The organism is Micromonospora musae (genome assembly GCF_003626635.1).
In the GTDB taxonomy this organism is placed as follows: domain Bacteria; phylum Actinomycetota; class Actinomycetes; order Mycobacteriales; family Micromonosporaceae; genus Micromonospora; species Micromonospora musae.
The window spans coordinates 63,537-76,331 of sequence record NZ_RAZT01000016.1; the positions used below are offsets into that span (position 1 = coordinate 63,537).

Sequence of the window (12,795 nt, forward strand, 5' to 3'; positions counted from 1 at the left end):
CGCCGCCGGACCCCGAAGGAACCCTGATTTCGTACCCCGAGGGAGAATGGTCCGATGACCGGGTACCGCCGACAGCTCTACCGCGACGACGCGGTGGTACTGCGGGTGCAGAAGCTCGGCGAGTCTGATCGGATCATCACGCTGCTCACCCGACGGCACGGCCGGATCCGTGCGGTGGCCCGGGGCGTGCGGCGCACCACCAGCAAGTTCGGTGCCCGGTTGGAGCCGTTCGGGCACGTGGACCTCCAGCTCGCCGGGGACCCGAAGGGCAACCAGGGCAGCTCGCTGCACACGGTGAGCCAGGTCGAGGGGATCGACCTCTACGGCAAGCGGTTCCTCGGCGACTACCCGCGCTACACCGCGGCCAGCGCCGTCGCCGAGACGGCCGAACGGCTCACCCCGGTCGAGCGGGAGCCGTCGCTGCGGCTGTTCCAGCTCACCCTCGGCGCGGTGCGTGCGCTCGCCGAGGGCAGCCACGCCACCACCCTCGTGCTCGACGCGTACCTGCTGCGGGGGATGGCCCTGGCGGGCTGGGCGCCGGCGTTGATGGCGTGCGCGGTCTGTGGCACGCCCGGGCGGCACCGGGCCTTCTCCGTACCGGCCGGCGGTGTGGTGTGCCCGGACTGCCGACCACCCGGCGCGGCCCATCCGGCGCCGGCCACCATCGAGCTGATGTTCGCGCTGAGTAGCGGTGACTGGCGGATCGCCGACGCCGCGGAGGCCGGCGTACGACGCGAGTGCAGCGGGCTGGTCGCGGCTCACCTGCAGTGGCACCTGGAACGCGCGCTACGCTCGCTTCCGCTGGTAGACCGGGGCGTTTCGACGCCCGGCGCCGATGGCGTGAACAGGGAGTAACGAGTGATCCGATCAATGAGGGCCGGCCGGCGGCAGCCGGTGCCACCCACGCCGCACCCGTCCGGTGCCCGTCCGCCGGCACTGCCGGCCGACGCGGTGCCTCGGCACGTCGCAGTGGTGATGGACGGCAACGGTCGGTGGGCCAAGGAGCGTGGGCTGCCCCGCACCAAGGGCCACGAAGCCGGGGAGTTCTCCCTCTTCGACACGATCGAGGGCGCCATCGAGATGGGCATCCCCTACCTGTCGGCGTACGCCTTCTCCACCGAGAACTGGCGGCGCTCGCCGGACGAGGTCCGCTTCCTGATGGGCTTCAACCGCGACGTGATCCGCCGCCGCCGTGACCAGCTGGTCGACCTCGGCGTACGGGTGGTCTGGTCGGGTCGGGCGGGGCGGCTCTGGAAGAGCGTCATCTCGGAGCTGCAGACCGCCGAGGAGATGTCCCGCGGCAACTCGACGCTCACCCTCCAGTTCTGCGTGAACTACGGCGGTCAGGCGGAGATCGCCGACGCGGCGGCGGCGATCGCCCGCGAGGTGGCCGCCGGCCGGCTCGACCCGGCCAAGGTCAACGAGAAGACCGTCGCGAAGTACCTCTACCACCCCGAGGTCCCCGAGGTGGATCTCTTCCTGCGCCCGTCCGGGGAGCAGCGGACCTCCAACTTCATGCTCTGGCAGAGCGCGTACGCCGAGCTGATCTACCTCGACACGCTCTGGCCGGACTTCGACCGCCGGCACCTCTGGTACGCCTGTGAGCTCTACGCGCAGCGCGACCGGCGCTTCGGCGGAGCCCTGCCCAACCCGGTCGCCCCGCCGACCCAGGGCTGAAACCGGCGTTCGCGGTGGTCCGCCCGTTGCCGGGCGGGCCGCCGCCCAGGCTTACCGTGCCGTCACCCTGGGTATCTGTTCTCCCAGGAGCCACTGACGGAGGTGAACCCACATGATTCAGAAGCGCATCGTCCAGTGGGCGCTGATGGCGATCGCCGTTCCGGTGGCGGCGGCCGGCGCACGCCGGCTCAGCCGCACGATCGAGGCCCGTCGCGGCCCCTCCGGAGTCAGCCGCCTGCTCGCCAAGGGCGCGGATCGCCTCCGCCCGCAGAAGGCCAAGCGGCACGCCTTCTGGTGAGCCCGACCTTCTGGTGAGCCCGACCGGTCCGCCGCGCGCCGGTCGGGCTGGGTCGTTGCCGGGGTGGTGCGGCCCGGGCGCGCCTAGGATCGAGAGGCGCGGGGCGTGTCGCGGGGGTGCGTCCCTGACGCGGGGGTGGTCATGCGGGATCTCCGGTTCGAGATGACGGCCGCGCTGGCGGGCGCGAACCTGGTCGACGCCGCGCAGCGGGAACGGGTCGCGGACGTCTGCGCCGACGTGGCCGAGCGGTACTGCGCCGAACTCGGTCACACCGCCGCCATCCGGTCCGGCGAGATCGGTGAGCTGGCCCAGGGCGAGCCGGCCGCCGGATGGGCCCCGACGCCGGCGGAGGAGACCCAGCGCGCCTGGTGAGGACCGGGCCCGCCGTCGCCCCGGCCCGTCCGCGGGCCTGCTGTCGCCAGGCCCCGTCCGCCTGCCGTCCGGCGTGACCGCCACAGGTGTTTCTCGCTGAGCCCGATACCTCAGCGGCATCAATATGCCGCTGAGGTATCAGGCTCATCCTGGTCGTCGACGGGCTACCAGCCCTCCGCGACCTCGCGCCGACCGGACGGGGTCCGCGGCCGGCGGCCGGGACCACCGACGACCGGCCGGCGCGGTTCAGGCCTCCACTTCGGAGCGGTCGCCCGCCCAGAGGGTGTGGAACGTTCCCGCCCGGTCGACCCGGTGGTACGTGTGCGCACCGAAGTTGTCCCGCAGCCCCTGGATCAGCGCGGCGGGCAGCCGCTCCGCGCGCAGCGCGTCGAAGTACGCCAGCGACGAGGCGAACGCCGGAACGGGCACCCCGGCCCGGGCGGCCTCCGCCACGATGCGACGCCAACCGGGCACGCCCGCGCTGACCGCCTCGGCGAAGTACGGCGCCACCAGCAGGGTGGGCAGGTTGGGCTGCTCGTCGTACGCCTCACGGATGCGGTCCAGGAACCGGGCCCGGATGATGCAGCCGCCCCGCCAGATGGTGGCGGTGCCGCCCAGGTCGATGTTCCAGTCGTACTCCCGGCTGCCCGCGCTGATGTGGTCGAAGCCCTGCGCGTAGGCGACGATCTTCGAGGCGAGCAGCGCCCGGCGGACGTCCTCGACGAATGCGTCGCGGTCCTCGACCTTCAGCTGCGCGCCGCCGCCGGGGAACGCCCGGCGGGCCGCCTCGCGCTGGTCGGCGTGCCCGGAGAGGGAACGCGCGAACGTCGCCTCGGCGATGCCGGTGATCGGGATGCCCAGGTCGAGCGCGCTCTGCACGGTCCACCGCCCGGTGCCCTTCTGCTCCGCCTGGTCGCGTACGACGTCGACGAACGGGCGGCCGGTGGCGGCGTCGGCGTGCGCCAGCACGTCGCCGGTGATCTCGATGAGGAAGGACTCCAGCTCGCCGCGGTTCCACTCCCGGAAGATCTCCGCGAGCTCCGCCGGCTCCGCGCCCAGACCGGCCCGCAGCAGGTCGTACGCCTCGGCGATGAGCTGCATGTCGGCGTACTCGATGCCGTTGTGCACCATCTTCACGAAGTGGCCGGCGCCTCCCGGGCCGATGTGCCGGCAGCACGGCACCCCGTCGACCTGCGCGGCGATCTTCTCGAAGATCGGTCCCAGCTTCTGGTACGACTCCGCCGAGCCGCCGGGCATGATGCTCGGCCCGTGCAGGGCACCCTCCTCGCCGCCCGACACGCCGGTGCCGACGAAGTGCAGCCCGTGCTCGCGCAGCGCCGCCTCCCGGCGTTGGGTGTCCGCGAAGTGCGCGTTGCCGCAGTCCACCACGATGTCGCCCGGCTCCAGCAGCGTGGCCAGCTCGTCGATCACCGCGTCGGTCGGCGCACCGGCCTTCACCATCACGATCACCGCGCGGGGCCGCTCCAGTGCGGCGACGAAGTCGGCCATCGACTCGGCGGCCACGAACGTGCCCTCGTCGCCGTGCTCGGCGATCAGGCTCCGGGTGCGCTCCCAGTTGCGGTTGTGCACCGCCACCCGGAACCCGTTGCGCGCCAGGTTGCGGGCCAGGTTGCGGCCCATAACGGCGAGTCCGGTAACCCCGATCTGCGCCTTCGCCTGCTCGGCCATGCGCCGCCACCTCTCACTGTCGCTGTTCGCGTTTCGAACCTATCGCGACGGACGGCGGCGGGGACCAGTGATCGTGATCCCGTCACGGTGGGTAGCGGGACGGCTTCCGGTCAGCCCTCGGCGAGCCGGGCCTCGATCCGGGCGACCTTCTCGGTCAGCGCGTCGGTCACCCCGGGGCGGACGTCGGCCTTGAGCACCACGCTGACCCGTGGCGCCTGTTGCGCGACCACGTCGACGGCCCGCTTCACCACCGCCATGACCTCGTCCCACTCGCCCTCGATCGTGGTGAACATGGCGTCGGTCCGGTTGGGCAGGCCGGACTCGCGGACCACCCGGACGGCCTCGGCGACGAGGTCGCCCACGGAGTCACCGGCCCCGAGCGGGGTGATCGAGAACGCGATCAGCATGGGGCGATCGTAATTCGGGTGCGCGTACGCGGGCCGGTGACTACGCTCACCTCATGCGCTGATGACGCCCCAGCTCCGAGCCGGCCCGCTGCCCGTGCGCGCGGTCCGTGCGCTCCCGGGCGTTCGCATCTCCTCCCGCCGCCTTCGCGGTGTCGGGCGTGGCCGATCCCGGGACCAGTCCCAGCCCGTTCCGACCGTGGCTCACTCCAGCCCGGTCCCCGCCCAGCCGTGACCGGCCGGGGCGGTGCGGCGCCGCGATCCTCGGCGTCGGCACCTCCCGCCCGGCCGGACGCGGAGAAGGAGGCCCGGATGCCTGCCAAGCGCACCGCGAAGAAGTCCCGTACGACCCGTCCCGCCCCGAGCGTCGAAGCCCTGACGCCTGTCGACCTCGACCGGCTGTCGGTCACGCCCGCCGTGCCACCGCTGCCCGACGGTCTGGCCGAGCCGGTGTCGCGTACGGCGTCACCGAAGGCCGGTCCCCCGGTCGTACCGGGCCGTTCGGGGTCGGGCCGCGGCAGCCAGCGGGCCGGCCAGCCCCGCCGGTACGCCTTCCGCCGCAGCTGACCGGTCCCGGGTGCGGTCCACCGTCGCGGCGGTGGGCCGTACCCGCCCGTACCGGGCCGGGGCCAGCGCGCCGGGCGGCCCGGTCAGCCGATCAGCGGGCGGAACGTCCCGAGCACGATGCTGGTGGTGAGCGCGGCCGCGGCCACCGCCACCGCACCGGCCACGAGCAGCGCGTCGACGGCGGTGAACCGCTGCCGTCGGGCGACGGTGCGCGCGATGCCGGCGTCGAATCCCCGGGCGTCCATCGCGACCGCGAGCCGGGTGCCGCGCCGGATCGCCCCGACCAGCAGGGCGAACGCGGTCGAGACGAAGAGCCGCAGCTTCGCCACCGGGTTGCGTCCCGCGTCCACTCCGCGGGCCCGGCGGGCCATGCTGATCGCCTGCCACTCCTGCCCGAGCAGCGGCACGAGGCGGAACGCGGCGAGTGCGCCGATGGCGAACCGCGCCGGTGCCTTCGCGTTCTGGACCAGGGCGTCGGCCAGGTCGGTGGGGTCGGTGGTGGCGAACACGATCACGCCGGGCAGCGCCACCGCGAACATCCGCAGCACCAGGCCGAGCGCGGTCAGCAGCACACCCGAGGTGACCACGACCGGGCCGGCCTCGACCAGCAGCTGGCCCGAGCGCTCGGCCGCGAAGAGGACCAGGGTGACCACGATGCCGACCGCGCTCACCAGCAGCGGCCAGGCCCGCCGGGCGAGCACCCGGTAGCGGACCCCGAAGAGCGGCAGCACCGCCAGTTCGACGGCGATGGCGATCGCCGGGGCCACCGGGTCGAGCGTGGCGACCAGGACGAAGGAGAAGAGCAGGGCAGCGAGGAGCTTCGCGACCGGGTTGCGTCGGGCCAGCGGCGCTCCGGGGGCGGCGACCGGTTCGAGGCTGATCACGAGGACTCCCCGGCCTGAGCCGCCGGCCCGTCACCGGGCGGCGCGGGGCGGGTCAGCGTGACCTGCCGGTCGGCCAGCGCGGCGACGAACTCCGCGTCGTGGGTCACCGCGACGACACCGTGCCCGGCGTCGCGCAGGTCGGCGAAGAGGTCGACCAGCTCCAGCCAGGTCCGCCGGTCCTGACCGAAGGTGGGCTCGTCGCAGATCAACAGCCGGGGCGCGGTGGCCAGGGCGGTCGCCACGCTCAGCCGCCGCGCCTCACCGCCGGAGAGGGTGTACGGGTTGGCGCGCGCCAGCGCGGTCAGCCGTAGCCGGTCGAGCAGGTCGTCCACGGTGGAGTCGACCTCCGCCTCGGTGCGACCGGTGCGGCGCGGGCCGAGGGCCAGCTCGTCGAAGACCGTGCCGGTGACGAACTGGTGCTCCGGATCCTGGAAGACCGAGCCGATCCGGGTGGCCAGCGCCGGGGCGCGCCAGCGGTGCGGGGGAGCGGAGGCGTCCCGACCGGCCAGCTCCGTGCTCGCCGTGACCGTGCCGGTGCCGGGCTTGAGCAAGCCGCCGAGGAGCAACGCCAGGGTGGATTTGCCCGCCCCGTTCGGACCGAGCACGGCGAGTGCCTCGCCCGCGCGTACGGTCAGGTCGGTCGCGGCCAGGCGGGGGCGCAGGCCCAGCCGGTCCGCGGTGAGCAGCGCCGCGCCGGCGGTGGTGGCGGCGCGGCGCGGCGGCACGGTCCGGCCCGGCACCCAGACGCCTTCGGCGGCGAGCGCGTCACCGTACGCGTCGAAGACCGCCTCCGGCGTTCCGTCGGCCCGTACGCCGCCACCGGCCTCCAGGACCACCACCCGGTCGACCAGCGGCAGCGCCTCGGCCACCCGGTGCTCGACCAGGATCAGCGTCGTGTCGGCGTCCAGCGCACCGGCGATCGCCGAGCGCACCAGGGCGGCGCCGGCCGGGTCGAGGTTGGCGGTCGGCTCGTCGAGCAGGAGCAGCCCCGGGCGCAGTGCGAGTGCCCCGGCCAGTGCCAGCCGCTGCTGTTCGCCGCCGGAGAGCGCGGCGGTGGGCCGGTCCCGGTGGTACGGGAAGCCGACCCGGCGCAGCGCCTCGTCGACCCGCGGCCAGATCTCGTCGCTCGGTACGCCCCGGTTCTCCAGCCCGAAGGCGACGTCGTCGCCGCAGCGGGCCATGACCAGCTGGCTCTCCGGATCCTGGAAGACGATGCCGACGCGCTCCCGGGCCTTGCGCGGGTCGAGTCCGTCGATCTCGACGGTGCCGCTCTGCTCGCCCGAGTCCTCGGGCAGCAGCCCGGCGAGCGCGGCGAGCAGGGTGCTCTTGCCGGCGCCCGAGGGGCCGAGCAGCAGCACCCGTTCGCCGCGCTCGACGCGCAGGTCCACGCCCTGCACGGCCCAGCGTTTCCGCCCGGCGTGCCGCCACCCGAATCCCCGCAACGTGACACCGCTCACCACCCTCACCTCCTTCCGGCCCACGAACCAGCAGCGTTGATCAAGAGGTTTGCGTCAGAATCGCGATCCCCGTTGACGCAAACCTCTTGATCAACGGGGTCGAGGCCCGGGGGTGGGGGTTAGATGGCGGCGCGTTCGCGGCCGGCGGGGAAGCGGTCCAGGGTGCCGGTGTTCGCGAGCGCGCGGGTCAACGCCCAGCCGCCGACGCCGGCCACGATCGTCGAGCTGACGACGGTGAGCAGGGCGTACGGGAGCCGGTAGCTCGCCAGGTCGGTCGCCGTGTTCCAGTAGACGAAGTCGAAGATCGCCGCGCTGACGCCGGTGAGCGCGCCCGCCAGCACCGAGGCCGGGAGGCGGAACGAGTGGTACCGGAACGCCGCGAAGGCCAGTTCGGCGCCGAGGCCCTGCATAACGCCCTGGACGATCGTGATGCTCGCCCACTGGCTGCCCAGCAGCGCGGAGAGGATCGCGGCCACCGTCTCGCAGTAGAGCGCGGCGCCGGGCTTACGGATGACCAGACCACCGAGCACGGCCGGGACCAGCCAGACGCCGTAGATCAGCGTCTGCGCCGGCGGGAAGAAGGCGAACGCCGCGTCGGTGGCGCTCCAGACCAGGTTCCAGGCCCAGAAGATGACGCCGAAGGCGACGGCGATCACGGACGCGACCACGATGTCGATGGTGCGCCAGCGATTGGTGTCGGTGCTTTTCATCTGTTTACTCCCAGTTCGGCAGAGGGAACCAGGAGAAGACGCACGCCGCGCCCGGTATCACCGGACGGCGACGCGGCTGGAGGTCGACCGAACTCCCTGCGCTGGCATTACCCAGATCAGGTTCGAGGGTCTGCGGGCGTGCCCGCACTCTCAGCGCTGTGCGCTCCCCTGTCGGATGTGAAATTGATACGGAGACGCTAGCACCGTGGGCAGGGGCCGGGCCACGCCGCCCGACCTGGGTAGGCTGCCGATCATGCGCATCGACGCCCGTGGTCTGGAGTTCGTGGTACGCGCCGGCGGCCCGGAGGGCGGCGAGCCCGTCCTGCTGCTGCACGGCTTCCCGCAACACGGCGGAGAGTTCGACGAGGTGGTGCCCGTCCTGCACGACGCGGGGCTGCGCACCTACGCGCCGGACCAGCGCGGCTACTCACCCGGTGCCCGGCCGACCGACGTCGAGGCGTACCAGCTGCCGGAGCTGGTGGCCGACGCGGCGGCGCTGCTCGACGCGCTGGGCGTCGAGGCAGCGCACCTCGTCGGGCACGACTGGGGTGCCGCCGTCGCCTGGGCGCTCGCCGCGGCGCACCCCGAGCGGGTCCGGACGCTCACCGCCGTGTCGGTACCGCACCCGGCCGCCATGGCGCACGCGCTCGCGCACGACCCGAAGCAGAAGGCCCGCTCGTCGTACATGGCGCTCTTCCGCCAGGCCGGGACGGCGGAGAAGATGCTGCTGGGAATGCGGGCGGCCGGGCTGCGCCGGGTGCTGAGCGGCGTCGGAGACAGCGCCCGGGTGGCCGCGTACGCGGAGCCGATGCGTGAGCCCGGCGCGCTGACCGGGGCGCTGAACTGGTACCGGGCGATGTCGGGGGCCGCGCTGGGAGCCGTCGGGCCGGTGACGGTGCCCACCACGTACGTCTGGAGCGACGGCGACACCGCGATCGGTCGCGGCGCCGCCGAGGAGTGCGCGCGGCACGTGACCGGCGACTACCGCTTCGTGGAGCTGCCCGGGGTGAGCCACTGGATCCCGGACGAGGCGCCCGCGCCGCTGGCCGAGGTGATCCTGGCCCGAGTCGCCGGCGATGCACGTACGGATGGGACGGAGGAGCTGTGACGTTGAACGCCGAGGGTTACCTGGCGATGGTGACCGAGACGATGAACCGGGTGGCCGAGAGCCAGCGGGAGGCGGTCGGCCGCGCGGCCGACCTGATCGCCGAGTCGATCGGCGCCGACGGCGTGGTGCACGCCTTCGGCACCGGCCACTCCGAGGCGCTCGCCATGGAGCTCGCCGGTCGGGCCGGCGGGCTGGTGCCCACCAACCGGATCGCGCTGCGGGACCTGGTGCTGCTCGGCGGCGCACCCGTCGACCTGCTCGGCCCGACCCTGGAGCGGGACCCGACGGTCGCGCACCGCCTCTACGCGCTGGCCCCGGTACGCCCGCAGGACGTCTTCGTGCTCGCCTCGAACTCGGGGGTCAACGGCGCGATGGTGGAGTTCGCCTCCGTGGTCAAGGAGAACGGCCATGCCCTGGTGGCGATCACCTCGGCGCAGCACTCCGCCCGGATGACGTCCCGCCACCCGTCCGGGCGCAAGCTCGCCGACTTCGCCGACGTGGTGCTCGACAACGGCGCCCCGTACGGCGACGCGACGCTGCCGCTGCCCGGTGGCGGCGCGGTCGGCGCGGTCTCCTCGATCACCGCCGCCCTGCTCGCGCAGCAGATCACGGTCGAGGTGGTGGCCCGGCTGCTCGCCGAGGGGCAGCAGCCCCCGGTCTACCTGTCGGCCAACATCGCCGGCGGCGACGAGCACAACAACGCCCTCGAGGCCCGCTACGCCGGCCGGATCCGCCGGGGCGCCTGACCCGGCTCCCGCGTTCGGCGTGGCACGTCGGCCTGTCATGAGTCGGTTTCAGATGACGGGCCATCGGGCACTGGCGTTCCTGCCGGCGGCGCCCTCCGTCGGCATTAGCGTCGGAGCGGGAGGTAGCGCGTGTCCAAGGAGACGGAGCGGCAACGCTGGCAGCGCAACTTCGCCGATCTGCTCCAGGAGCTGCGGGTGGCGCAGACCGGGGTGCAGATCCTGTTCGCCTTTCTGTTGACGCTGCCGTTCAGCAACGGCTTCACCCGGACGACCGACTTCCAGAAGGACGTCTACGTCGTCTCGCTGCTCGCCGCGGCGGCCGCCACGGCGCTGATCATCTCTCCGGTGGCGTTCCACCGGGCGCTGTTCCGGCAGGGGCGCAAGCCGGAGCTGGTCCGGTTCGCCCACCGGATGGCCTCCGGTGGGCTCGCCTTCATGCTGGTCTCGATGGTCAGCGCGGTACTGCTGATCACCGATTTCGTCCTCGACCGTCCGCTCGCGTTCGTGCTCAGCGCGCTGACCGCGCTCTGGTTCCTCGGCTTCTGGGCGTTGCTGCCGTTCGCCCGCCGCAACTGGGGCGAGGACGACATCGACGACGAGGACGACGACCCTCGTACGCTCACCGGCGACTGACCCCCGCCCTGGTGACCGGGCCCGGCCGGCTCACCGGCTTACCCCACGCCATCGCCGAAAATCGATCTTTACGCAGCGCTACCCCTGGGTAACAACCGGGGGTAGCGTGGCGTTTGTCGAGCACGTTGACGCAGCGGACCGAGGTTCGAGGGGGCAGCCGTGACCACGACGCAGGACAGCCGACCCGAGCCGGGCTCCTCCGGCGGCGCTCCGGAGCGACCCGACACCAGTGGCGGCACCGCGGCCCCGCTGCCGAGCGAGGCGGGGCAGGTCTCCGAGAAGGAGGCCCGCCAGGTCGCCGAGGCGGCCCGAGAATCCACCTGGGACCGACCGAGCTTCGGCAAGTCGCTCTTCCTCGGCCGGTTCCGACTCGACCTGATCAACCCGTGGCCGAGCTCCGACGCGGACGAGGACGCCCGGGCCGAGGAGTTCCTCGGCCGGCTCCGGGAGTACCTCGCCACCGAGGTGGACGGCGCGGCGATCGAGCGGGACGCGCGCATCCCCGACGAGGTGTTCCAGGGTCTCGGTCGCCTCGGCGCGTTCGGCATGAAGATCGACCGGGCGTACGGCGGGCTCGGGCTGAGCAACCTCCAGTACTGCCGGGCGTTGATGCTCGCCGGCTCGGTCAGCCCGGCGATCGGCGCGCTGCTCTCCGCACACCAGTCCATCGGTGTGCCGCAGCCGCTGAAGATGTTCGGTACGCCGGAGCAGAAGCAGCGTTTCCTGCCCCGGCTGGCGGCCGGCGAGGTCTCCGCGTTCCTGCTGACCGAGCCGGACGTCGGCTCGGACCCGGCCCGGTTGGCGACCACCGCCGAGCCGACCGAGGACGGCGCCGGCTACCGGCTCAACGGTGTGAAGCTCTGGGCGACCAACGGCACCGTGGCGACGCTGCTCGTCGTGATGGCCCGGGTGCCGGCCGCCGAGGGGCGCCGCGGCGGCATCACCGCCTTCGTTGTGGAGGGCGACGCCGAGGGCATCACGGTGGAGCGGCGCAACAGCTTCCTCGGCCTGCGGGGCCTGGAGAACAGCGTCACCCGGTTCCACGACGTCTTCGTGCCGACGGAGAACGTCATCGGGGGCGAGGGTAAGGGGCTGAAGATCGCCTTGACCACGCTCAACACCGGTCGCCTCTCACTGCCGGCGATGTGCGTGGGCGCCGGCAAGTGGTCGTTGAACGTGGCGCGGCAGTGGGCCGCCGAACGGGTGCAGTGGGGCCGGGCGGTCGGTGAGCACGAGGCGGTCGCCCAGAAGCTCGCCTTCATGGCCGCGACGACGTACGGCATGGAGACCATGCTGGAGATCTGCTGCCGGCTCGCCGACGACGACCGCAACGACATCCGGATCGAGGCGGCGCTGGTCAAGCTCTACGCCAGCGAGATGGCCTGGCGGATCGTCGACGACCTGATCCAGATCCGTGGCGGTCGTGGCTACGAGACGGCGGATTCGTTGGCCGCTCGCGGCGAGCGGCCGGCCCCCGTCGAGCAGATCCTTCGTGACCTGCGGATCAACCGGATCTTCGAGGGGTCGACCGAGATCATGCATCTGCTGATCGCCCGCGAGGCGGTCGACGCGCACCTCGCGGTCGCCGGGGACATCATCGACCCGGACGCGGGCCTGGGGCGCAAGGCGAAGTCGGGGGCCCGGGCCGGGGTCTTCTACGCGAAGTGGCTGCCCACGCTCGCGGTCGGGCGGGGCCAGAGCCCCCGGGCGTACGCCGAGTTCGGGCCGCTCGCCCGCCACCTGCGGCAGGTGGAGCGGGTGTCGCGCAAGCTCGCCCGGTCGACGTTCTACGCGATGTCGCGCTGGCAGGGGCGGATGGAGCGCAAGCAGGCGTTCCTGGGGCGGATCGTGGACATCGGGGCGGAGTTGTTCGCGATGGCCGCGGTCTGCGTCCGCGCCCACGCCGAGCGGGACGCCCGGCCGGAGAACCTCGAACTGGCCGACCTCTTCTGCCGGCAGGCCCGGGTACGGGTCGACGCGCTCCTCACGTCGCTCTGGGAGAACACCGACTCGGTCGACGTCGCGGCGGCGAAGCGGATCCTCGCCGGCCGATACACCGATCTGGAGTCCGGTGTGATCACCCCGTCCGACGAGCTGCCCTGGGTGGCCCCCTGGTCGGCAGGCCCGTCGACCGCCACCGACGCCCGCCGGAGGATCCCGCCACCCCAGTGACCTCCGCCACTGTCCGCACCGCCCCGGGGCGCCGTCCGCCAGGTCTCGGCCTGGCCCGTGGCGGAGCCCGCCGAGATG

Annotated in this window: 14 protein-coding genes and 1 riboswitch; of the genes, 9 read left to right on the forward strand and 5 right to left on the reverse strand. The window is 73.1% G+C overall.

Going from position 1 to position 12,795, the window contains the following annotated elements; translation table 11 throughout:
• Positions 1-54 precede the first annotated feature (54 nt).
• From recO to D7044_RS26850, 4 genes are all read left to right on the forward strand, one after another.
• A complete protein-coding gene (recO, locus tag D7044_RS26835) occupies positions 55-855 on the forward strand; it encodes a DNA repair protein RecO (RefSeq protein WP_120678750.1) in 801 nt (266 codons plus the stop codon).
• Between the two features lie 15 nt (positions 856-870).
• The gene (locus D7044_RS26840; protein WP_120678748.1) at positions 871-1,677 is read left to right on the forward strand and encodes an isoprenyl transferase; all 807 of its coding nucleotides are present in this window, start codon (positions 871-873) and stop codon (positions 1,675-1,677) included.
• Positions 1,678-1,789: 112 nt separating this feature from the next.
• Positions 1,790-1,975 (forward strand): hypothetical protein, encoded by a 186-nt coding sequence (locus tag D7044_RS26845; protein ID WP_120678746.1) that lies wholly within the window; start codon positions 1,790-1,792, stop codon positions 1,973-1,975.
• 141 nt (positions 1,976-2,116) lie between these two features.
• The gene (locus D7044_RS26850; RefSeq protein WP_120690586.1) at positions 2,117-2,347 is read left to right on the forward strand and encodes a thioredoxin reductase; all 231 of its coding nucleotides are present in this window, start codon (positions 2,117-2,119) and stop codon (positions 2,345-2,347) included.
• A 246-nt stretch (positions 2,348-2,593) separates the two neighbouring features.
• Here D7044_RS26850 and gndA read toward each other — a convergent pair whose 3' ends face one another.
• The gene (gene gndA / locus D7044_RS26855; protein ID WP_120690539.1) at positions 2,594-4,036 is read right to left on the reverse strand and encodes an NADP-dependent phosphogluconate dehydrogenase; all 1,443 of its coding nucleotides are present in this window, start codon (positions 4,034-4,036) and stop codon (positions 2,594-2,596) included.
• A 110-nt stretch (positions 4,037-4,146) separates the two neighbouring features.
• The gene (locus D7044_RS26860; RefSeq protein ID WP_120690540.1) at positions 4,147-4,443 is read right to left on the reverse strand and encodes an MTH1187 family thiamine-binding protein; all 297 of its coding nucleotides are present in this window, start codon (positions 4,441-4,443) and stop codon (positions 4,147-4,149) included.
• A 309-nt stretch (positions 4,444-4,752) separates the two neighbouring features.
• Between D7044_RS26860 and D7044_RS26865 the strand changes: the two genes are divergently transcribed.
• A complete protein-coding gene (locus D7044_RS26865) occupies positions 4,753-5,007 on the forward strand; it encodes a hypothetical protein (RefSeq protein ID WP_120678740.1) in 255 nt (84 codons plus the stop codon).
• Positions 5,008-5,090: 83 nt separating this feature from the next.
• Here the strand turns inward: D7044_RS26865 and D7044_RS26870 are convergent, their stop codons facing one another.
• The 3 genes from D7044_RS26870 to D7044_RS26880 all read right to left on the reverse strand — a co-directional run bounded on the left by D7044_RS26870 (position 5,091) and on the right by D7044_RS26880 (position 8,058).
• A complete protein-coding gene (locus D7044_RS26870) occupies positions 5,091-5,891 on the reverse strand; it encodes an energy-coupling factor transporter transmembrane component T family protein (protein ID WP_120690541.1) in 801 nt (266 codons plus the stop codon).
• Positions 5,888-7,348, reverse strand: a complete 1,461-nt coding sequence (locus D7044_RS26875; protein WP_120690587.1) for an ABC transporter ATP-binding protein — start codon at positions 7,346-7,348, stop codon at positions 5,888-5,890. Before D7044_RS26875 ends, D7044_RS26870 begins: the two co-directional genes overlap by 4 nt.
• Positions 7,349-7,467: 119 nt before the next feature.
• Positions 7,468-8,058: an ECF transporter S component gene (locus D7044_RS26880; protein ID WP_120690542.1), complete on the reverse strand. Its 591-nt coding sequence runs from the start codon at positions 8,056-8,058 to the stop codon at positions 7,468-7,470.
• Positions 8,059-8,133: 75 nt separating this feature from the next.
• Positions 8,134-8,238, reverse strand: a riboswitch (TPP riboswitch).
• A gap of 73 nt (positions 8,239-8,311) precedes the next feature.
• Between D7044_RS26880 and D7044_RS26885 the strand changes: the two genes are divergently transcribed.
• The 4 genes from D7044_RS26885 to D7044_RS26900 all read left to right on the forward strand — a co-directional run bounded on the left by D7044_RS26885 (position 8,312) and on the right by D7044_RS26900 (position 12,717).
• Positions 8,312-9,166: an alpha/beta fold hydrolase gene (locus D7044_RS26885; RefSeq protein ID WP_120690543.1), complete on the forward strand. Its 855-nt coding sequence runs from the start codon at positions 8,312-8,314 to the stop codon at positions 9,164-9,166.
• Positions 9,163-9,912 (forward strand): sugar isomerase domain-containing protein, encoded by a 750-nt coding sequence (locus D7044_RS26890; protein ID WP_120690544.1) that lies wholly within the window; start codon positions 9,163-9,165, stop codon positions 9,910-9,912. The genes D7044_RS26885 and D7044_RS26890 overlap by 4 nt, the downstream gene beginning before the upstream one ends.
• A gap of 129 nt (positions 9,913-10,041) precedes the next feature.
• Positions 10,042-10,545, forward strand: coding sequence for a DUF6328 family protein (locus tag D7044_RS26895; RefSeq protein WP_120678730.1), 504 nt, complete (start codon positions 10,042-10,044; stop codon positions 10,543-10,545).
• Between the two features lie 159 nt (positions 10,546-10,704).
• Positions 10,705-12,717, forward strand: coding sequence for an acyl-CoA dehydrogenase family protein (locus D7044_RS26900; protein WP_120690545.1), 2,013 nt, complete (start codon positions 10,705-10,707; stop codon positions 12,715-12,717).
• Positions 12,718-12,795 lie beyond the last annotated feature (78 nt).

Coding starts and splice junctions, on each gene's coding strand:
- recO (WP_120678750.1), top strand. CDS start 55: ATGACCGGGTACCGCCGACAGCTCTACCGCGACGACGCGGTGGTACTG.
- D7044_RS26840 (WP_120678748.1), top strand. CDS start 871: ATGAGGGCCGGCCGGCGGCAGCCGGTGCCACCCACGCCGCACCCGTCC.
- D7044_RS26845 (WP_120678746.1), top strand. CDS start 1,790: ATGATTCAGAAGCGCATCGTCCAGTGGGCGCTGATGGCGATCGCCGTT.
- D7044_RS26850 (WP_120690586.1), top strand. CDS start 2,117: ATGCGGGATCTCCGGTTCGAGATGACGGCCGCGCTGGCGGGCGCGAAC.
- gndA (WP_120690539.1), bottom strand. CDS start 4,036: ATGGCCGAGCAGGCGAAGGCGCAGATCGGGGTTACCGGACTCGCCGTT.
- D7044_RS26860 (WP_120690540.1), bottom strand. CDS start 4,443: ATGCTGATCGCGTTCTCGATCACCCCGCTCGGGGCCGGTGACTCCGTG.
- D7044_RS26865 (WP_120678740.1), top strand. CDS start 4,753: ATGCCTGCCAAGCGCACCGCGAAGAAGTCCCGTACGACCCGTCCCGCC.
- D7044_RS26880 (WP_120690542.1), bottom strand. CDS start 8,058: ATGAAAAGCACCGACACCAATCGCTGGCGCACCATCGACATCGTGGTC.
- D7044_RS26885 (WP_120690543.1), top strand. CDS start 8,312: ATGCGCATCGACGCCCGTGGTCTGGAGTTCGTGGTACGCGCCGGCGGC.